A 22,145-nucleotide genomic window follows, 5' to 3' on the forward strand; every position below is an offset into this window, starting at 1 on the left:
CTAAAATACCCTATTTCTTCCACTATTTTTTGCTTCATATAATTTTTTATCTACAATAGAAATTGCATTTTCAAAATCTTTTAAATAACTTTTATCACAAATTTCAGGATTAATTTCAAAAATCCCCATACTAAGAGTTGTTGATATTTTATAATTTTCAAAATCTAAGATAAAATTTGAAAAATCTTCTCTTATTTTATTTAAAATTTCTCTTGCTTTTTTTTCTTTAATAGCTGGAAGTATTAAAATAAACTCTTCTCCACCATACCTAATTATCATGTCAGAATTTCTAAGACTCTTTTTTGCAATAGGAACAAAACTCTCTAGCATTTTATCTCCAGCTAAATGCCCATAAGTATCATTTATATTTTTAAAATAATCAAAATCACACATACAAAGAACAAAAGATTCTGAAGTAGCAAAAGAGATTTCTAATTGATTATTATATAATTGATTAAGTTTTTGTCTATTTAAAGCACCTGTTAAAGGATCTTTTGAAGCTTCAGAATTTATTAAAGTATTATCTATCAAAGCTAATTCTGTTCCTAAAGATAAAGATAACATTTCACACTTTTCTAAATAAGTTAATAAAAGATGATTATTTGTTCCTTTTTGTAGTAAATAATTTTCTATTTGTTTTGCTATATAATGTAAATTTTCATGAAGTTTGCAAATATTTTTATATTTAGAATTATTCTGTATTATTATTTTTCCAGAATCTAATAACCATTTTCCAAAAGTACATAAATTATGATTTGTTTCAGGAAAAAATTTATTATCTCTTAAAGCAATTGATTTTGATAAATAATTTAACCACTCCAAATGTGCTTTATAATACAAAATAACATTTTGTTCATAAATATCACTAAGACTTGAAATTCTAAGAGAATTTTTATTTTGTAAATCTATTACATATTTATCCAAATATTTTTTTGCAATCATATCTTCAAAATATAAATGCAGTTGATACAAAGTATAAAGTTCTTCTTTTGCATTTTTATGAAGTAATCTTTCCATTATTAATCTTTTTAAATTTATTAATTCATGGGTCAATATAACATAAGGAACAGATAATTCTATATTATAATTTATTAAATTTTCACAAACTAAAGAAGCATTTTCCATATCGCTTTTACAAATATATTCAATGATTAAAGAGAAAAAGTTTTTTATTTCTTCTGTCTCTTCATCATCTATTCTTTTTATATTTATTATGTATTTCTGAAAAAATTCTAAACTTATTTCTTCTGCTTCACTATTAAGATATTTTTGAAAATTTGAAATATCCATTTTCATTATTTTCTCTTTTGAGCTTCTATTTCAACTTCTTCTATAAATTTATTTATTAAAGCATCTCCTGAAAGTTTTTCTATAATTTCACCTTTTTTCATTATAAGTCCACTTCCTTTTCCAAAAGCAATAGCTACATCTGCACTTTTTGCTTCACCTATTGCGTTCACGACACATCCCATAACTGAAACATCCATTGGTGTTTTTATATGAGCTGTTCTTTTTTCTATTTGGGCAACAGCACTCACTAAATCAGCTTCAATTCTTCCACAAGTAGGACAAGAAACAATATTTAATCCCTCTTTTGCAATTCCAACATCTTTTAAAATTGCCTTTCCAACTTTTATCTCTTCTTCAAGTTCTCCTGTCATTGAAACTCTTAAAGTATCACCAATACCATCAAGTAATAATGCACCTAATGCAATAGAAGATTTAATAGTTGAGTGAAATTGTGTTCCAGCTTCCGTAACTCCAAGATGGAATGGATAATTATTTTTTGGTCTTAACATTCTATATGCTTCAACTGTTCTTTGAACATCACTAGCTTTTAAAGAAACTTTTAAATTTGTAAATCCTAAATCTTCTAAATACTTAATATTATATTCAGCACTAGCTACCATACCTTGTGGTGTTTGACCGTATTTATCTTCAAATTGTTTTTCCAAACTTCCAGAGTTTACTCCAATTCTAATTGGAATATTTCTTTGTTCACAAGCTTTTACAATCTCTTTTACCCTACTTTTATCTCCTATATTTCCAGGGTTAATTCTAATACAATCAACAACTTCAGCAGCGATTAAAGCTAGTTTATATTTAAAATGAATATCTGCTACAAGTGGTAAATCAATTTGAGATTTTATCTCTTTTAATGCATTAGCTGCTTCTAAATCAGGAACAGCAACTCTTACAATATCTGCACCAGCAAAATGTAATCTTGTAATTTGCTCAACTGTAGCTTTTACATCTGATGTTTTAGTAAAAGTCATAGATTGAACAGGAATTGGTGCATCACCACCAACTGGTACTTTTCCGACGAATATCTGTTTTGTTGGGTATCTTTTTATCATGTCGAGATTTTATCAACATAAATATTAATTTAAAATGAAAAGTTTTTAATAAAGAAAAAAGAACTAATTTAATATAATATTTTCTAATAAATCTACATAAAAGTTATACATTAATATGTCATCAAAAAAAAGCACATTTATAATAATATTATCATTTTTAATCCTTACAATTTTAATTGTTTTAGGAACATATTTTTATATTTCAAAAAAACAAGAAAATTTGTTAAATTCTATTTATTATACGACTCACTCAAATATAAGCAATACAACAGAAAATTTAATCAAAGATAAGCTAAATGCTACTTTGAGTATATCTTTAGCTTTATCAAAAAATAATAATTTACATAAAATTATAAAAGAGGAAAATTACTCTAAATTAGACTACTCTAAATTTATAAATGAAATAAGAGAAAATTCAAAATATAAGAATGTATGGATTCAAATAGTTGATAAAAATGGAAACAGTGTATATCGTTCTTGGACAAATAAAAAAGGTGATAATTTACTTTTTAGAAAAGATTTAAAAAATACTCTTACAAATCAAAATATTTCTACTTCTATAAGTGTAGGATTATTCAATCTTACATTAAAAGCTAGAACACCAATCTATGATGAAGAAAACAATTTTTTAGGAGCTTTAGAAATAATCACCCATTTTAATTCAATTGTGGAAGATTTAAAACAAATCAATGTGGATTCCATAGTAATTACTGATAAAAAATATAAAAATACTATTAAATTTCCCTACTCTAATATTTTTATAAATGATTACTATATAGCAAATAAAAATGTAAATCCAGAATTAATTTCGTATATACAAATTAATAATATTGAAAAATATGTAAATATTTCTGAATATATTGTAGAAAATGGATATTTAATTTCAAATTATAATTTATATGATGAAAATAATGATAAATTAGCTTATATTATAAATTTTGTTAAATTAAAAGATATTGATTTACAAATTGTAAAATCTTTTAAGATACAAATTATTATGGTTTCTGTTATTGCATTAATTATACTATTTTTCTCTTTTTTAATTTTCATATATTCAAAATATATTAAAGAGATAAAATTTCAAGAGAATAAAAAACAATCTATTTTAGATTCACAATCAAACATCATAGTAATAACAAATGGAGAAGAAATAATAGATGCAAATAAACAATTGTGTCACTTTTTTATTGATATAAATAATCTTCAAGAATTTAAAAATAAATATAAATGTATTTGTACAGCTTTTATAGATATGAACAATGAATTTTATGTTATAGAAAAAGATTATGATAATAAAAACTGGGCTGAATATGTCCTTGAAAATAAAAATAAAAATTTTAAAGTTGCAATGAAAGATAAAAATGGTGAAATTAAACATTTTTCATTAAAAACATCAAAAATGAATTTAGAAAATCATATTATTGCTACATTTACAGATATAACTCAAGAAATAGAACAAATTAAAAAAGATAAAGAAAAAGATAGATTATTATATCAACAATCAAAAATATCTGCAATTGCCGATACGCTAAAAAATATAGCTCATCAATGGAGACAACCTTTAAGCATAATAAGTACTATTGCAAGTGGAATGAAAATAAAAAAAGAATTAAATATTTTAGAAGAAAAAGAGTTTAAAGAATCTTGTGAATCTATTATATTAAATACTAAAAAATTATCTAATACTATTGAAAACTTCACAAATTTTTTTAATAAAGATGAAAATATATCTAGTTTTTCTTTTATAGAAGCCTTAGAAGAAACTATAAACTTTTTTGATTCAATATTTGAAAAGAATAGTATAAAATGTATTTTTGATTATAGTAGTGATTTTATTTTAGAATGTAATAGAAATGATTTTTCTCAAGCTATTTTAAATATTTTAGACAATTCTATTTATGCTTTAACAAATAAAAAAGCAGAAAATGAAAGATATATTTTCATTAATTTTAAAGAAAATATATTAGAAATAAGAGATAATGCAGAAGGTATTGATGATCAAATAATCTCAAAAATTCTCGAACCTTATTTTACAACAAAACACCAAGGATTTGGGGTAGGATTAGGACTTTATATTGTACAAGAACTTTTTGTAAAAAATCTAGGATATAAAATTGATGTTAAAAATGTTACATTTGAACATCAAAATAAAAAATATTCAGGTACTAGTTTTATTGTTGATTTTAATTAAACTTCAATTTTGAAAAGATTAGATACAATACCCGCATTAATAAGAAAAGGATTTGTATGCAAGGTTTTGCTGTATTTGATTTAATAATAATTTCTATTACTTTAATATTGGGTTTAAAGGGACTATTTAGAGGTTTAATAAAAGAAGTTTTCGGAATTATTGGAATCATTGGTGCAATTTTCGTAGCTTCAAGAATTTCAAAAGAAACAGGAGATTTATTAGCTCCTGTTTTAGTTTTAGAGAATGAAGCAACTATAAAGCTAATTGGTTTTGTTGTTGCTTTAGTGGGTGTTTGGCTTATAGTTTACAGTGCAGGTATTGTAGTTAGTAAAATATTTTCAGCTAGTGGATTAGGAGTTATTGATAGATTATTTGGATTTATTTTTGGTGCCGCAAAAATATTTTTAATTTTCTCTGTAATTGCTTATGCGTTATATCAAGTAGAATCTTTTAGAAAAGTTATAGATGAAAAATTTGCAACTTCTGCTGTGATGCCACATTTAATAAGCGTTGGTTCACACATTATAAAACTTGATACAGGTTCTTTAACAAATAGTTTTAATAAAGCTATTGATACAGTTAAAGAATCTCCTATAGTAAAAGATACGACATCTAACATTCAAGAAAATGTAGACTCAACTGTAAACGGTGTTCAAGAAGTTATTCAAGAAGAAATAGTAAAACAAGTAGAAGAAAAAGTAGAAGAATCTACGAATATGAGTTCTGAAGAAATTGATGTAATGAAAGAAAAATTAAAAAACATTGCAAATAAACCAGAAGAAAACCAATAAAGGGATTTAATATTGTTCGAAAATAAATATATACAACAAAGAATAGAAAAAGCTGATAAATTAAGAGAAGTTGGGATTAATCCTTATTCAAATGAGAGTTTAAGAAATTGCACAATATCGAAGTATTTAAATGTAAATAGTGATATTTTTCATACTGAAAACAAAAGAGATGAAAATAGAAGTTATACAGTTGCTGGAAGAATTAAATTTTTTAGATTGATGGGAAAAGCTGCATTTTTAAAAATTGAAGATGAAAGTGGAATGCTTCAAGTTTATGTGGCAAGAGATAATTTACCTGAAGGTTTTTATAATGAGATTTTTAAAAAAAATATAGAAGTTGGGGACATTGTTGAAGTTACTGGTTATCCATTTGTAACAGGTCAAGGGGAACTATCTTTACATGTTGATAATTTAAAAATACTTACAAAAGCCATTTCTCCACTTCCTGAAAAGTATCATGGAATTCAAGATAAAGAGTTAAGATATAGACAAAGATATTTAGATTTAATCATGAATTCTGAAGTAAGAAAAACTTTTCATATTAGAAGTAAAGTTATCTCTTTAACTAGAAGATTCTTCGAAAATAAAGGATTTTTAGAAGTTGAAACACCTATGATGCATCCAATTGCAGGTGGAGCAAATGCAAGACCATTTGTTACTCATCATAATGCTTTAGGAATAGATAGATATTTAAGAATTGCTCCTGAACTTTATTTAAAAAGATTAATTGTCGGTGGATTTGAAGCTGTATTTGAAATAAATAGAAATTTTAGAAATGAAGGAATGGATGCAACTCATAATCCTGAATTCACTTCAATTGAATTTTATTGGGCATACAAAACTTATAAAGATTTAATTATTATTACAAAAGAATATTTTGAATACTTATTTGAACATTTAGAATTACCTACTATCCTTCCTTATGGAGATTTAAAAATTGATTTTAATAAATTCACGGAAATTCCATTAATTCAATCTTTAAGTGAAATCGGTGGAGTTCCTGCTGATATTGTTGAAGATAAAGAAAAAATCATATTATTCATGAAATCAAAAAATTTAGATGTAAATGAAAAAATGAATCTTGGGCAACTTCAAGGTGAATTATTTGATGAATACGTAGAAGCGAAATTAATTAATCCAACATTTATTACTGAATATCCTGTTGAGATTTCTCCACTTGCAAGAAGAAATGATGAAAAAACACATTTAACAGATAGATTTGAATTATTTATTGCAGGGAAAGAGATAGCAAATGCATTTTCAGAGTTAAATGACCCTCTTGATCAACTTCAAAGATTTGAAGGACAGATGGCAGCAAAAGATAGTGGAGATGATGAAGCACACGAAATGGATGAAGATTTTGTAAATGCTTTATCTTATGGTATGGCTCCAACAGCAGGACAAGGGATTGGTATTGATAGACTTGTAATGATGCTTACAAATCAACACTCAATTAGAGATGTTTTACTGTTCCCTGCTATGAAACCTGTAAAACATGAAATTAATCTTCATGATGATGAAATATAATAATTAATCCTAAAGGAGAAAAAGATGAGTTATATAACAAGTGCGAATTTAAAAGAAGCAGATAATGAAGTATTTTCAATAATTGAAAAAGAATTAGAAAGACAAACAAACCATTTAGAAATGATTGCTAGTGAAAACTTCACTAGTCCTGCTGTTATGCAAGCTATGGGTTCTGTTTTTACTAACAAATATGCTGAGGGTTATCCTTACAAAAGATATTATGGTGGTTGTGAGCAAGCTGATGCTGTTGAGCAATTAGCTATTGACAGAGCTTGTAAAATCTTTGGTTGTACTTATGCTAATGTTCAACCTCATTCAGGTTCTCAAGCTAATGGTGCTGTTTATGCTGCGTTATTAAGTGCTGGTGATAAAATCTTAGGTATGGATTTATCTCATGGTGGACATTTAACTCATGGTTCTAAACCATCATTTTCTGGTAAAAACTATTCTGCATTTTATTATGGTGTTGAATTAGATGGAAGAATCAATTATGATAAAGTTTTAGAAATTGCAAAAATAGCTCAACCAAAAATCATTGTTTGTGGAGCAAGTGCTTATGCTAGAGAGATTGATTTTTCTAAATTTAGAGAAATAGCTGATGCTGTTGGTGCTATTTTATTTGCTGATATTGCTCACATTGCAGGACTTGTTGCTGCTGGTGAACACATGTCACCATTTCCATATGCTGATGTTGTTACAACTACTACTCACAAGACTTTAAGAGGTCCAAGAGGTGGTATGATTATGACAAATGATGAAGAGATTGCTAAGAAAATCAATTCAGCTATTTTCCCAGGATTACAAGGTGGACCACTTGTTCATGTAATTGCTGCAAAAGCTGTTGCATTTAAAGAGATATTAGCTCCAGAATGGAAAGATTATGCAAAACAAGTAAAAGCAAATGCAAAAGTATTAGCAGAAGTATTAATGAAAAGAGGATATGACATCGTTTCAAATGGAACAGATAATCACTTAGTATTAGTAAGCTTTTTAAATAAACCATTTTCAGGAAAAGATGCAGATGCAGCTTTAGGAAATGCTGGAATTACTGTAAATAAAAACACAGTACCAGGAGAAACAAGAAGTCCATTTGTAACATCAGGGATTAGAATAGGATCTCCAGCATTAACAGCTAGAGGGATGAAAGAAAAAGAGTTTGAGATTATTGCAAACAAAATTTGTGATGTATTAGATAACATTGAAGATTCAGCATTACATGCTAAAATCAACAAAGAATTAGAAGAATTAGCTTCTAATTTTGTGATTTACAATCAATCGACTTTTTAGGGTTTCTATTATAAATTAAGGATTAGTTATGCAAATAAAAGGTGAAGAGTTCATTAGAAAAGTTCAGATTCAACAAGAAAGAGAAGAGCTAGAAAGAAAACTTAGCGAACTTGAAGATGTTGATTTATCGATTAATAATATAAATATTAATCATAATAATGAATCTGCAAAATTTAATGGTACACCTCAATTTGAACCAAATGAACATGAACTTGATAATATTATGCTTAATTCTAGTGGCTATAGTAATAATGATGAAAATAAGAAAAAATATCTAATATTAGGTATTGTTCTTGTTGTTTTATTTTTATTAACTATTATAATAATTAGATTACTAACAAATGATCCTACTAAAGATGATTCATTTACTGCAAACAATGCAAATTCATCAGAAATAAAGAAATTATCAGAAAATAATAATATTGAAGAAAATTTCCAAAAAATAATAAATGAAAGAGTAAAAAAAGATTCTAATGAACCAATAATTCCTGAAAATGCCATATCAACAGAAGATAGATTACAAGCTTTACAACAGACTGTAGAAGAACCAGAAAGAACACAAATTTCTCAAGAAGAAGAACCAACAAATATCTCTAACGAAACTATTGATGAAACAATCAAAAAAATAGAAGAGAAAAAAACGGTACAAAAAGAACAAGTAAAACAAACTGTTGAAAAGAAAACTTCTATTATAAAAGAACCTGTAGAAAAAAAAGTAGAAACAAAAAAAAGTGTTAAAGATTTAGTAGATAACTCTTCTTCTGAAATGGTAAATGGATTTTTTATTCAAGTTGGGGCATTTACAAGAAAACCATCTGATAGTTATATTAATACAATTAGAAATGCAAGATTTAAATATAAAATTTACCAAGATGAAGTGAAAGGTACTGTATATAATAAAGTACTTATAGGTCCATATTCAACACGAGCTGCTGCTGCTGAAAATATGGAAGATGTTAAGCAAAAATTAGATTTATCTAGTGCTTTTATTGTTAAATTTTAAAAAGAGTAAATAATGATTTTTTATACAAAAGAGCTTTTCTTAGACCAATTTACACCCGTATCAATATATGAAAAAGTGAAATCGTTATATCAAAATGAAATTACTTTTTTATTTGAAAGTACAATAAACTCAAATGAGGGAAATTATTCATATATAATAATTGGAGCTAGAGAAAGAGTTTGGTATGAAAAAGATACTTGTTATTATAAAAATGAACAAGGTGATATTCAAATTGTAGATTCAAACCCTTTAGCTTTTTTAAAAAAATATTATAAAAATTTTGATAAACAAGTATATAAAGATAAAGCTTTAGAGTTAGGAATTGGTTTAATAGATGGTTTTATTGGAAATATTGGTTATGACATAGGAAAAGAGTTTGAACCAAAATTAAAAAATACAATGAATAATTTAGTTGATCAACTAGGTATTCCTGATTTAGATTTAATAAGACCAAATATAATTTTAGGTTTTTCTCATAAAACTTCAAAACTTGTGATGGTAACCTCTATTGATTCTAAAAAAGATGAACTTAAAACTATAGAAGAATTACTTCATACAACATACTCATATGCTCCTTTAAAAAAAGCAACTATTTTAGATGAAGGTAGATTCAATTTTACAAAAGAAGAATTCTTTGAAATGGTTTCAAAATCTAAAGAGATGATTAAAGCAGGAGATGTTTTTCAGATTTTAATGTCAAATAGATTTATCCAAAAAGCTGTTGTGGATCACTTAAGTTTTTATAGAGCTTTAAGAAGTAAAAATCCAAGTCCTTATCTGTTTTTACTTGAATTTGAGAAATTTACAATTGCAGGAAGTAGTCCAGAAGTTATGATTAGACTTGTTGATGGACATTTACTTTTAAGACCTATTGCAGGAACTAGAAAAAGAGGAAAAAATCTTGATAGAGATTTAGAACTAGAACTTGAGATGGTAAATGATGCAAAAGAAAGAGCTGAACATATCATGCTTGTTGATTTAGGTCGAAATGACGTTGGTAGAGTTGCACGTCCAGGAACTGTAAAAGTTACAGATTTGATGAGAGTTGAGCGATATTCTCATGTTATGCATATGGTTTCTGATGTTGAAGCTATAATTGATGACAAATATGACATGTTTGATCTATTTATGGCTACTTTTACAGCTGGGACAATGACAGGAGCACCTAAAATTAGAGCTATGGAATTAATTGCACAATTTGAAGGAATAAAAAGAAATTTCTATTCAGGAAGTATTGCATATTTTGGATTTGATGGAAATATGGATAGTGCAATTACAATAAGAACTACAATGCTAACAGAAGATACTGTAATTTTTCAAGCAGGTGCAGGTGTCGTTGCTGATTCAAAACCTGAAGATGAATATTTAGAAGTTACAAATAAACTTGCTGCTAATATAGCAACATTAAAAGACTTATCATAATCTCTTATTTAAAGGATATAAATTGTTACTAGGTGTAAATATAGACCACATCGCAGTTTTGAGAGAAGCTAGAAAAATAAATGACCCTAATCCTCTTGATGCACTTGGAATTTGTAAATTAAGTGGAGCAGATCAAATAACTATTCATTTAAGAGAAGATAGACGTCATATTCATGATAATGATGCAGTTGCAATAATAAAGCAATCTTCTTTACCTGTTAATTTAGAATGTTCAATCAATGATGAAATTATTAATATTGTTTGTAATTTGAAACCTTCAAGAGTAACTTTAGTTCCTGAAAATAGAGATGAAGTTACAACAGAAGGTGGACTTAATATAAAGAAAAATTTTGAAAAACTTCAAAAAGTTATCGATAAATTACATGAGAATGAAATTGAAGTATCACTTTTCATTGATCCAAATGAACAAATTATTGATTTATCAAATCAACTAGAAGTTGAATGGATAGAGTTACATACAGGAACTTTTGCTAATATCTATGCAATGCTTCATTCAAATCTTTCTAATACACATCATTCAATTAAAGAGTTAGAATTAACTAAAAATGAACTGAAAACTAAATTAGCTATTTCTATAAAAGAGATAGAAAATTCTGCAAAAATTGCTAAAAAATTGGGTCTAAAAGTTGCTGCTGGTCATGGATTAAACTATCAAAATGTAACTTTAATTTCAAAAATTCCTGAAATTGAAGAGTTAAATATTGGGCAAAGTATTATTGCACGCTCAGTTTTTAAAGGTCTTAGTCAAGCAATAATTGATATGAAAGAACTTATTAAAAAATGATTGAAAATAAAAAACCAAAAATTGCCATTAGTATTGGAGATTTAAATGGCATAGGAATTGAAATCGCCTTAAAATGTCACGAAGAAATCTCTAATATTTGTCAACCAATATATTGTATAAATAATAAAATGCTAAAAAAAGCTTCTAATGAACTAAAAATTGAAGTTCCAAAAAGTTTTGAAATATTTAAGACAAAGGGTGAATTTGAAATTAAACCTGGAACAGTTTCTAAAAAATCAGGGAAATACTCTTATGATTCATTTTTAGATGCAATAAATTTGGCAAATAAAAAAGAAGTTGAAGCAATTTGTACACTTCCTATAAATAAAGAAGCTTGGAATAAAGCAGATATAAAATACAAAGGTCATACAGAAGTATTGAGAGATTATTTTGGAGAAGATGCTATTATGATGCTTGGTTGTTCTTCAATGTTTGTAGCTTTATTTACTGAGCATATCCCTTTGAAAAAAGTAGCTAAAAAGATAGTTGAAGAAAACTTAACAAAATTTTTAATTGATTTTTATAATAATGTAAAAAGCGACAATATAGCTGTTCTTGGATTAAATCCCCATGCAAGTGATAATGGAGTTTTGGGGGACGAAGAGATAGAAATTTTCAAAGCAATTAAAAAAGCAAATAAATTTTTAGATAAAAATATTTTTAAAGGCCCATTAGTTCCAGATACAGCTTTTTCACCAAATTCAAGAAAAAATCATAAATATTTTATTGCAATGTATCATGACCAAGGTTTAGCTCCATTAAAAGCTTTATATTTTGATGAGAGTGTGAATATAAGTTTAAATCTTCCAATTATCAGAACTTCTGTTGATCATGGAACTGCTTTTAATATTGCCTATAAAAATGAAGATATAAATACTCAAAGTTATATAAATGCTATAAAAGAAGCTATAAATTTAATTCATATTAAAAAATGAAAATATTAGAAGCTTGCTATGAAATTAATTTCTCAAAAATTAATTTTATAGAACGAAAACAAAAAATTGAAAAATCAAAAACTATAATAAGTGGTCCTCCCAAAACGGGGAAAAGTTATTTAATCTACGATTACTTATCAAATCATAAATCTAAAGATTATTTATATCTAGATTTTTCTGATTTAAGAAATAATATTGAAGAAATTTATGTAGATTTACAAAAATTTATAAAAATGAATGAAATCACTATTTTAGTTTTAGAAAATTTTGAGTTCCAATTTGAAATTCCAACTTGTGAAACTATAATTATTTCTACTTCTTATCCTTATAAAATAAGAGGATTTGAAAATATAATATTAAATGCTTTAGATTTTGAAGAATATTTACTTCATGATAATAAACACCAAAACATAACACAAAGTTTCAACAGTTTTTTAAAATTTGGTAATTTACCTGAATTGATAAATATTGATGAACATAAAAAAATACAAAGGTTACAAGAGATATTAAAACTCTCTTCTTTAGATGAAACTTATTACGAAATTTTAAAAAGTTTAATTGAAAATATTGATGAAAAAAAATCACTTTTTCAAATATTTAATTCATTAAAATTAAAAATTAAAATTTCTAAAGATAAATTTTATGAAATTTGCAAAAAAGTAGAAAACAATAAAATAATATATTTTATAGCAAAATATAATCAAGAGAAATCTCTTAAAAAAGTTTACACATATAATCACTCATTTTTTAATGCTATTTCCCATTCTAAAAAATTTAAAAATGAATTCTCGAATATGATTTTTCTAGAACTACAAAATAGATATGATGAAATTTATTATTTAGATAATATTGATTTTTATATAAAATCAAAAAATATGGCTGTGATTGCTATTCCATTTTTTAATAGTTTTTTAACTGCTAATTTAGTGAAAAAAATAATTAAAATTTCTCATGAATTTGATATAAATGAAATAAATATAATAACTATTTCAAATAGTGAAAAAATCAATGACTCAAAAATAAAAATAAATGTAATTCCTTTTTATGAATGGGCTTTAAGCTAAGTATTTGTTAATGATTTTTTAGATAAAATCCAAAAATTATTGAAGGAAAAAAGGGCATGAATAAAAGAGTACTTGTTAAATTTTCTGGTGAAGCACTAGCTGGTGCAGAAGGTTATGGAATTGATACTCAAATACTGGATTATATAGCTGAAGAGATAAAAAGTCTAGTAGAAAATGGTATTGAAGTTGGTATCGTTATTGGCGGTGGAAATATAATTAGAGGTGTAACCGCAGCAGCTGACGGAGTCATAAAAAGAACAAGTGCTGATTATATGGGTATGTTAGGAACTGTAATAAATGGAGTTGCTATGCAAGAAGCCCTAGAATATAAAGGTTTAAGTGCAAGACTTCAAACAGCTATTAAAATGGAACAAATTGCCGAACCATTTATTGTTAGAAAAGCAATGAGGCATTTAGAAAAAGGAAGAGTTGTAATATTTGGAGCAGGAACTGGTAATCCATACTTTACAACAGATACAGGAGCAACATTAAGAGCTACTGAAATTGGTGCTTCAATGCTTATAAAAGCTACTAAAGTAGATGGTGTTTATGATAAAGACCCAATGAAATACTCTGATGCTAAAAAATTAGATACTTTATCTTATGATAGAGCGTTAGAAGACCATATAAAAGTAATGGATGACACAGCAATTGCACTAGCAAAAGATAATAAACTTCCAATAGTTGTTGCAAATATGAATGAAAAAGGAAACTTACTAAAAATCGTAAAAGGTGATTATAGTAAGTGTTCAATAGTTAAATAAAATACTAAAAGGAATAAGAAATGATGAGATTAGAAGAAAGAATTTCAAAAGCATTAAAACAAGTTGACAATGATAGATATATACTAGCAATTGCTGTTGGACAAAGAGCAGATGAATTAAGTAAAGGTGCAAAGCCTTTATTAGAATTAAATACTCAAAAAATGAAATACACTGATATTGCTATTGATGAAATTGCAGCGGGTCTTTTAAAAATAGAAGGATTTGTAGATAAAAAATAAAATAAGTTAAATAACTTATTTTTTTGGTCTAAGTATATGGAACAATTTTTTAAAGAAATTCAAAGCATAAATGCTATTGAAGATGCTATTAGTAAACTAAAAACTCAAATTGAGATTTCTCCTAAGTTATATGAAATAATTAATTTCATAATAGAAGCACATGAGGGACAATTTAGAAAAAGTGGTGAGCCTTACTGTGTTCATCCTGTATTAGTTGCTGCAATTACAGCTCATTTTTCCAAAGATGAATCAGTAATTGCAACAGCTTTACTTCATGATGTAGTAGAAGATACGGAATATACCCTTGATTTTGTAAGAGAAAAATGGGGAAATGATATTGCAATAATGGTAGATGGACTTACCAAAATTGTTGAAATAAGAGAACATGAATTTGTTACTGCAAGTGATGCTACTGATTCTAAAATAATATCATCTGCACTTACTTTTAGAAAAATGCTTATTGCTTCTATAGATGATGTTAGAGTTTTGGTAGTTAAACTCTGTGATAGACTTCATAATATGCTAACACTTAATGTATTACCTCCAAATAAACAAAAAAGAATAGCCGAAGAAACTTTAGTTGTTTATGTTCCAATAGCAAATAGATTAGGTATCTCCACTCTAAAAAATGCACTAGAAGATTTAGCATTTTTTTATATCTATCCAAATGAATACAAAAAAATTGATAATTTTTTAAAAGAGCAAGAACATGCAATGCAACTTACTTTTAATAATTTTATCTCTACAACAAAAAATCTATTAGAAAAAAATGGATATGATTTAAATAAAATTAAAATATATTCAAGAATAAAACATCATTATTCAATTTACTTAAAAATGCAAAGAAAAGGGATTTCGATAGATGAAGTTTTAGATCTTTTCGCTATTAGAATCTTAGTTGAAAATGATATTGATTGCTACAAAGTTTTAGGTTTTATACATTTAGAATTTAAACCTTTAATTTCAAGATTTAAAGATTATGTTGCAACGCCTAAAGAAAATGGTTATCAAACTATTCATACAACAGTATTTTATAACTCAAAAATTTATGAAATTCAAATTCGTTCTTTCGAAATGAATAAAATAGCAGAATATGGAATAGCAGCCCATTGGATGTATAAATCAGGTGTTAAAAATACTACAAATTTAAATTGGCTTAAATCTTTAGAGTTTTCAAATGAAAATATAGAAGAATTTTATCAAGAAACAAAAGATAATTTATATACTCAAGAAATTATAGTTTACTCTCCAAAAGGTGAAGTTTTTACTCTTCCTGTTGGCTCAACAGCCTATGATTTTGCTTTTGCAGTACATTCAAATGTTGGTAAAAAAGCTATTGCTTGCTATATAAATAAAATAAAAAAACCTCTTTTAACTGTGCTTAAAAGTACAGATATTGTCTCTATTGAAACAGGAGATGATATAATTGTTAGATGTTCTTGGATTGATATGGTTCAAACATCAAGAGCAAAAAAACAGATTAAATTTTTATGTACTCATAGACAAAGAGAAATAGATGAAATGTCTGGTAAAAATATCTTAAATACAGTATTTTCTAGATATTATGAAGATGTTACAAAAATATATCCTATTGAATCTCTTTATAAAGTTCCTTTAGTATTAGATTTCTTCAAAAATTCTAAACAACTTATTGAAAAAAACATAGTACAAGATAAAGGATTAATGACTAGGTTTAAAATATTAACTAGTAAAATAAAAGAGTTTAAATTTGATAATATGTTAATATATTCAAATTTCAGTATAACTTCTGTATCATTTGACCATTGCTGTCATCCAAAGTTTGGAGATGATATCGTAGCTTTTAGAAATAACAATGAAGCTATTATTCATCATAAAATGTGCGATAAAGCCTATAATAAAATTAAAAATAATCACCAAATGCTTTTTTGTAAATGGACAAAAAATAGTGTTTATCAATATAAAATGGTAATAAGTATTCCCAATACAAGAGGAGAATTAGCCAAAGTGCTTACATATATGGCTGAAAATGAATTTTATATTTTAGGTGTAGATTTTGGAAGACAAAAACACTCTTACATACAATATTGTGATATAGAGTTTGAAGCAAATAAATCAAATATTGATGAAGTAAAAAAAATAATTGAAAAAAAAGTAAAAGTTATAGAATTTTTCTCGAAAAAAGATGCATATAACAAATAAGAAAAGGTTAATAATTGATGGAAAATAGAGTTCAAGAAGCACTAAATGAAATAAAACGTGGAACTGCTGAAATTATAGATATTGAAGCAATAGAAAAAGTAATAAAAAAATATTTTGAAACAGGTGAGAATTTTTATGTAAAAGCAGGCTTTGATCCAACTGCACCAGATTTACATTTAGGTCATACTGTTTTAATACAAAAACTTGCTACATTTCAAAAATTTGGTGGAATTATACAATTTTTAATTGGTGATTTTACTGCAACAATTGGTGACCCTACAGGTAAAAGTGAAACTAGAAAAGTTTTAAGTAATGAGCAAGTTTTAAATAATGCAGAAACATATAAAGAACAAGTTTTTAAAATACTTGATCCAAATAAAACTCAAGTTATGTTTAATTCAACTTGGTTAAAAGAGTTAGGAACAGGTGGATTAATAGCTCTTGCTTCAAATTTGACAGTTGCAAGAATGCTTGAGCGTGATGATTTTTCTAAAAGATATGCTTCTAATACTCCTATTGCTGTTAGTGAATTTATATATCCTTTACTTCAAGGTTATGATTCAGTTGCTATGAATACAGATATAGAACTTGGAGGAACAGATCAAAAATTCAATCTTTTAATGGGAAGAACTCTACAAAAAGCTTATGATTGTAAAAAACAACAAGCTGTATTAATGATGCCTATTTTAGAAGGTTTAGATGGTGTTCAAAAAATGTCTAAATCATTAGGTAATTATATTGGTGTAACTGATGAACCTTTTGATATGTTTGGAAAAATTTTATCAATATCTGATGAATTAATGTGGAGATATTTTGAACTATTATCATCTAAATCTTTAAAAGAAATAGATGAAATAAAAGAAGGTGTAAAAAATGAAACTTTACATCCTAAAAAAGTAAAAGAATCTTTGGCAATGGAAATCGTTGATAGATTTCATGGTGTTGGATTTGGAGAAAAAGCAAAAGAGGAATTCGAAAAAGTATTTGCTAAAAAAGATATTCCAACGGATATTCCTGTGTTTACTTTTGAAACATCAATTTGGATTTGTCAAGCATTAGTTGATAGTAAACTTGTTGACTCAACTTCTCAAGCAAGACGAGATATAAAGGCAAATGCTGTGTCTATAAACCAAGAAAAAATAAGTGATGATAAGTTAAATTTAGAAAAAGGTGAATTTGTTTTACAAAAAGGTAAAAAAAGTTTCGCTAAGATAATAATAAAATAGAAAGGCTAATGTTTGAAAATAGGAAAATATGAAATAAAACACCCAATAATCCAAGGTGGAATGGGAGTTGGAATTAGTTGGGATCAATTAGCTGGAAATGTAAGTCTTGAAGGTGGTCTAGGAGTTATTTCAGCTGTTGGAACAGGTTATTATAAAAATAAGAGTGAAAATGTAAATATTATTACAAAAAAAGATAAACCAAAAGATGTTTTAAACTTTTATAGTAAAGATGCTCTTACTGAAATTTTCCAAAATGCAAGAAAGATATGTGCAGATGCACCTTTAGCTTGTAATGTTTTGTATGCAATTAATGATTATGGAAGAGTAGTACGTGATGCTTGTCAAGCAGGTGCAAATATCATAATAACAGGTGCTGGAATTCCTACTAATATGCCAGAATTTACAAAAGAGTATCCAGATGTTGCATTAATTCCTATCGTTTCAAGTGCAAGAGCTTTAAAACTTATTTGTAAAAAATGGGAAAGATATAACAAATTACCTGATGCTGTTATTGTTGAAGGTCCATTAAGTGGAGGACATCAAGGATTTAAATATGAAGATTGTTATAAAGAAGAATTTCAACTTGAAAATATTGTTCCAGATGTAATTGAAGAAGCAAAAAAATGGGGAAATATTCCTGTTATAGCAGCTGGTGGTATTTGGGATAAAAAAGATATTGATAAATTTATAAATATGGGTTGTGTTGGTGTTCAAATGGCAACAAGATTTATAGGAACATTTGAATGTGATGCAGATGCTAAATTTAAAAATGTTTTATTAAATGCAAAAGCTGAAGATATTCAACTAATGAAATCGCCTGTTGGATTACCTGCACGTGGAGTTAGAACAAATTTACAATTCTCAATTGAAAATCATACAGCACCAAAGGTTCAATGTATTTCGAACTGTGTTGCACCATGTAATAGAGGACATGAAGCAAAATTAGTGGGTTACTGTATTGCTGACAGACTAGGAGCTGCTTATCAAGGTGATGTAGAAACTGGTCTTTTCTTCTCAGGTTCAAATGGATATAGAATTGATAAAATAATTTCTGTAAAAGAATTAATACAAAAATTAACTGTTGGAGAATAATTATACTTAGAATCTTTTTTATTTTCATCTTTGTTATTAATGTATTACTTGCCGATAACCTAAATTATCTTGAGCAACAATATCGTAATGCAAAAATTGAATTTTTAAAAGCTTCTTTGAAAAAAGATGAAGAACAAAAGATTGAAGAATTAAATAAAATTATATCTTTTGGAGAAAAATTAAATAAAGATGTACGTCCAGATAAAAAAAAACTAGAACTTTTACTGGAAAAAAAAGCTAAAACTAATATTGTAAAATCCAATTTAAATAAAAACATTGAAATCAAAAATAATACAAAAGTAAATAATAATAAAAATACAAATAATCAAAAAATTCTTTATTCAATACAATCTGTTTATAGTAAAAATAATCAAATTATTATTGATTTTAATGTTGATATTACACAAGAAGATATAAAAGCATTTAAATTAAATCAACCTCCTTTATATAAAAATGTTTTTGATATAAATGGTTATTTTAAAGATGCAATACCAACTAAACTCACACTAAATGGAATTGATAAAGTTACATTGGGTCAATTTCAACCAAATATACTAAGAATTGTTTTATCTAATCAAGAAACGCTAAATACATCTTATACAATAAGTAAAAGGCAAGTTGTTATAACTGTTAATAATATCAAAACAAAAAGTAATCCTAGTGTTATGAAAAATGAAAACTCTATTTCCAATCCTGTTGAAAATATTGAAGAATCAAATATAGATACTCAAAATGAAATTCGCTCTATCACTTCTATTGATGATAAGATTATTGTAAAATTTAATAAAAATTACACGAAAAATGATATAAAATTTAAATCTTTTACAAATAATAAAAATTTTGAGACTATTTTTGACATAAAAGGGAAATATAAATATGTTAATCCTACTAAATTAAATATAAGTGGTATAGACAAAATTATTACAACTCAAAATAATACAAATACAGTAAGAATTAGATTTATAAATAACTCTAATACTAAGATTACTTATTCACTAAATAATAAAGAATTAATAGTAACTCCTGTTGTTTTAAATAATGAGAATACTAAACAAAAAACTCAAATTATTACTAAAAAACAAATAAATAAAACTATTGTTATTGATGCAGGACATGGAGGAGATGATGTTGGAGCAGTTGGACCTAAAAAGAGATATGAAAAAGTAGTAAATCTTAGTGTATCTAAATATCTAGCATCCATTTTAAAACAAAGAGGATATAAAGTTTATTTAACAAGAGATAAAGATAAATTCATAAAGGTTATGGATAGAACAATCTTAGCCAATGATAAAAATGCTGACTTATTTTTATCTATTCATACAAATGCAGTTCCAAAAGAAAAAGCTAATCAAATTTCTGGAATAGAAACTTTCTTTTTAAGTCCTGCAAGAAGTGAAAGAGCAAAAAGAGTAGCAGCTCTTGAAAACAAATCTGATATTAGAGAAATGAGTGCTTCATCTAAAAATGTCTTTCTTGAATCATTAAATCGTCCAAGAATTACTGCTTCACATAAATTTGCAATAGATGTACAAGCTGGATTGTTACAAGCTGCTAGAACAAAATATAAAGATACAAAAGATTCAGGGGTTAGAGAAGGACCATTTTGGGTTTTAGTGGGAGCTCAAATGCCTTCTATTTTAATAGAGTTAGGATATATTTCTCATCCTGAAGAGAGTAGAAGATTATACGAAAAGAATTACCAAGAGTTATTAGCAAATGGAATTGCTAATGGGATAGATTCTTACTTTTCAAAAAATCCTTAATCTCTTTTATTAAATTTACTTGTTTATTTTTAATCCTCGGTAAATTATTTAAAGAAAAGAATTTCACCTTAGAATTTTCCCAAGATAAATAATTACTTTTTAGAGTATCATTAGAAAAAAATTTATCCAAATCTTCTATATTTGTAGCATTTACTAGCCAAACTCCAACATCTTTATCAATATTAAGTTGTTCAAAGTAATTTTCAAATAATGCTATCTCAACACTGATTGAACTCTCTTCATAAAACTCTCTTTTTGCACACTCATAAGCTGTTTCGGTTTTATTTTTTGTTCCTTTAAGACATCCCCATTTATCTTTACTAGCAACAGATAAACATAACAATATTTTTATATCATTCCCTTTAATTAAATAAGGAACTACTCCATAAGTTTTAACATGGGATCTCATTTTCATTTTACCTTTTAAGAATTTATTTTTTTATTATAAAAAATAAAAGATATTACAATCCAAAATGAAAAAGGCAATAAAAGAATTATTTCAGGCATTAAATTACCAGAACTTGATAATTTAAATAACATAAAAAAGAATCCCCAAACTATCAATGTTCCAAAAATTGACAAAGATACAAATTTACCCATATTAAAAAATCTACTATTTAAAGAAGCATAAGCATAAACAAGTAAAAGTAAAGGAGTTATAAAAAAAGGAATAATTGTTTGATTATATAAAATTGCTCTTATTTTATCAGTATTAATTCCTTGAGAATTTAGTAAAATTATTGCAGAAATTGCATCATAAATAGAAAAATCTGTTTTACCTTCATAAACATTATCTAAAATTTTAGGTTTAAATCCATCTAATGTATGTAAAAATCTTTCATATTTAATATCTAATTTTTGTTCCAAATCATCTTTATTTATATTTTCAGGTTTTTTAATAACTTTTGCATCAACAATATACCATCTATTATTTTGAAAATAGGCTTTTGGGGCAACAATTGTCTCTATCACATCTTCATTTTTTACTTTAAAAATGTGTATCTGCTCTGCCCTTTTTTCTAAAGGTAATAACTTTTTAAAATAAACATAATAATCATCATATTTTAAAAAAATGTCATTTTTGGTGCTTGTAAAATATTCATTATTCAGAATCTTTCTCTTTTGATCATAAGAATAAGCAAGTGGTGTCATTTGTAAAAAAATTAATAATATTAATAAAAAAGTTGATATTAAAATAATTGGAAGAAAAATCTCTTTTCTTGTAGCTCCCAATGCATTAAAAGCAACAAACTCATTATTTTTAATGAAAATAACCAATGTTATAACCCATGCAAAAACTATTGATAAAGGTAGTGCTAATGTTAAAGTAAAAAATCCATTATATAAAACATAAAGAAGTTGTAAATTTGCTGATTCTGGAACATTTTTAAAATTTTGTAAATAATCTATTCCTACAAAAAATAGTTCTAGAGATATTAAAACAATAATAAAATTAATCAGATATTTTTTTAAAATATATTTTGTTAGTATGCTCATT

General features: G+C 26.1%; 19 protein-coding genes. 15 read left to right on the plus strand and 4 right to left on the minus strand.

Annotated elements, in window-relative coordinates; genetic code table 11:
- Entirely contained in the window at positions 1–1,296 is a 1,296-nt protein-coding gene (locus AAQM_RS08830) for a diguanylate cyclase (protein WP_129095895.1), read from the minus strand.
- Positions 1,296–2,357 (minus strand): flavodoxin-dependent (E)-4-hydroxy-3-methylbut-2-enyl-diphosphate synthase, encoded by a 1,062-nt coding sequence (ispG, locus tag AAQM_RS08835; RefSeq protein WP_129095894.1) that lies wholly within the window; start codon positions 2,355–2,357, stop codon positions 1,296–1,298. The genes AAQM_RS08830 and ispG overlap by 1 nt, the downstream gene beginning before the upstream one ends.
- Before the next feature lie 115 nt (positions 2,358–2,472).
- On the opposite strand from ispG, the gene AAQM_RS08840 reads away from it, so the two are divergent.
- The 15 genes from AAQM_RS08840 (at position 2,473) to AAQM_RS08910 (ending at position 20,647) form a co-directional block, all read left to right on the plus strand.
- On the plus strand, positions 2,473–4,548 hold the full coding sequence (locus tag AAQM_RS08840) for an ATP-binding protein (RefSeq protein ID WP_129095893.1): 2,076 nt from the start codon (positions 2,473–2,475) through the stop codon (positions 4,546–4,548).
- A gap of 56 nt (positions 4,549–4,604) precedes the next feature.
- Positions 4,605–5,339: a CvpA family protein gene (locus AAQM_RS08845; protein ID WP_129095892.1), complete on the plus strand. Its 735-nt coding sequence runs from the start codon at positions 4,605–4,607 to the stop codon at positions 5,337–5,339.
- Positions 5,340–5,348: 9 nt separating this feature from the next.
- A complete protein-coding gene (lysS, locus tag AAQM_RS08850; protein WP_129095891.1) occupies positions 5,349–6,866 on the plus strand; it encodes a lysine--tRNA ligase in 1,518 nt (505 codons plus the stop codon).
- Between the two features lie 24 nt (positions 6,867–6,890).
- Positions 6,891–8,153: a serine hydroxymethyltransferase gene (locus AAQM_RS08855; protein WP_129096169.1), complete on the plus strand. Its 1,263-nt coding sequence runs from the start codon at positions 6,891–6,893 to the stop codon at positions 8,151–8,153.
- Positions 8,154–8,181: 28 nt separating this feature from the next.
- Positions 8,182–9,156 (plus strand): SPOR domain-containing protein, encoded by a 975-nt coding sequence (locus AAQM_RS08860; RefSeq protein ID WP_129095745.1) that lies wholly within the window; start codon positions 8,182–8,184, stop codon positions 9,154–9,156.
- A 12-nt stretch (positions 9,157–9,168) separates the two neighbouring features.
- Positions 9,169–10,578: an anthranilate synthase component I family protein gene (locus AAQM_RS08865; protein WP_129095746.1), complete on the plus strand. Its 1,410-nt coding sequence runs from the start codon at positions 9,169–9,171 to the stop codon at positions 10,576–10,578.
- 22 nt (positions 10,579–10,600) lie between these two features.
- Entirely contained in the window at positions 10,601–11,383 is a 783-nt protein-coding gene (locus tag AAQM_RS08870) for a pyridoxine 5'-phosphate synthase (protein ID WP_129095747.1), read from the plus strand.
- Complete coding sequence (pdxA, locus tag AAQM_RS08875; RefSeq protein WP_129095748.1) at positions 11,380–12,318, plus strand: 4-hydroxythreonine-4-phosphate dehydrogenase; 939 nt, start codon at positions 11,380–11,382, stop codon at positions 12,316–12,318. The genes AAQM_RS08870 and pdxA overlap by 4 nt, the downstream gene beginning before the upstream one ends.
- Positions 12,315–13,382: an ATP-binding protein gene (locus AAQM_RS08880; protein WP_129095749.1), complete on the plus strand. Its 1,068-nt coding sequence runs from the start codon at positions 12,315–12,317 to the stop codon at positions 13,380–13,382. Before pdxA ends, AAQM_RS08880 begins: the two co-directional genes overlap by 4 nt.
- A gap of 56 nt (positions 13,383–13,438) precedes the next feature.
- Complete coding sequence (gene pyrH, locus AAQM_RS08885) at positions 13,439–14,146, plus strand: UMP kinase (RefSeq protein WP_128987234.1); 708 nt, start codon at positions 13,439–13,441, stop codon at positions 14,144–14,146.
- Between the two features lie 20 nt (positions 14,147–14,166).
- On the plus strand, positions 14,167–14,385 hold the full coding sequence (locus AAQM_RS08890; RefSeq protein ID WP_129014214.1) for a DNA-directed RNA polymerase subunit omega: 219 nt from the start codon (positions 14,167–14,169) through the stop codon (positions 14,383–14,385).
- A 36-nt stretch (positions 14,386–14,421) separates the two neighbouring features.
- Complete coding sequence (locus tag AAQM_RS08895; protein WP_129095750.1) at positions 14,422–16,566, plus strand: RelA/SpoT family protein; 2,145 nt, start codon at positions 14,422–14,424, stop codon at positions 16,564–16,566.
- Positions 16,567–16,583: 17 nt separating this feature from the next.
- On the plus strand, positions 16,584–17,792 hold the full coding sequence (gene tyrS, locus AAQM_RS08900) for a tyrosine--tRNA ligase (RefSeq protein ID WP_129095751.1): 1,209 nt from the start codon (positions 16,584–16,586) through the stop codon (positions 17,790–17,792).
- A 12-nt stretch (positions 17,793–17,804) separates the two neighbouring features.
- Entirely contained in the window at positions 17,805–18,884 is a 1,080-nt protein-coding gene (locus AAQM_RS08905) for a nitronate monooxygenase (RefSeq protein ID WP_129095752.1), read from the plus strand.
- Positions 18,885–19,000: 116 nt separating this feature from the next.
- Positions 19,001–20,647, plus strand: coding sequence for an N-acetylmuramoyl-L-alanine amidase family protein (locus tag AAQM_RS08910; RefSeq protein ID WP_171920702.1), 1,647 nt, complete (start codon positions 19,001–19,003; stop codon positions 20,645–20,647).
- Here the strand turns inward: AAQM_RS08910 and AAQM_RS08915 are convergent.
- Together AAQM_RS08915 and AAQM_RS08920 are read right to left on the minus strand one after the other, a co-directional pair.
- Positions 20,610–21,062 (minus strand): NUDIX hydrolase, encoded by a 453-nt coding sequence (locus tag AAQM_RS08915; protein ID WP_228254539.1) that lies wholly within the window; start codon positions 21,060–21,062, stop codon positions 20,610–20,612. The genes AAQM_RS08910 and AAQM_RS08915 overlap by 38 nt on opposite strands.
- Positions 21,063–21,070: 8 nt before the next feature.
- A complete protein-coding gene (locus tag AAQM_RS08920; RefSeq protein WP_129095753.1) occupies positions 21,071–22,144 on the minus strand; it encodes an LptF/LptG family permease in 1,074 nt (357 codons plus the stop codon).
- Between the last annotated feature and the right edge of the window lies 1 nt (position 22,145).

Origin of the sequence: Arcobacter aquimarinus (genome assembly GCF_013177635.1) — a bacterium.
Taxonomy (GTDB): domain Bacteria; phylum Campylobacterota; class Campylobacteria; order Campylobacterales; family Arcobacteraceae; genus Aliarcobacter; species Aliarcobacter aquimarinus.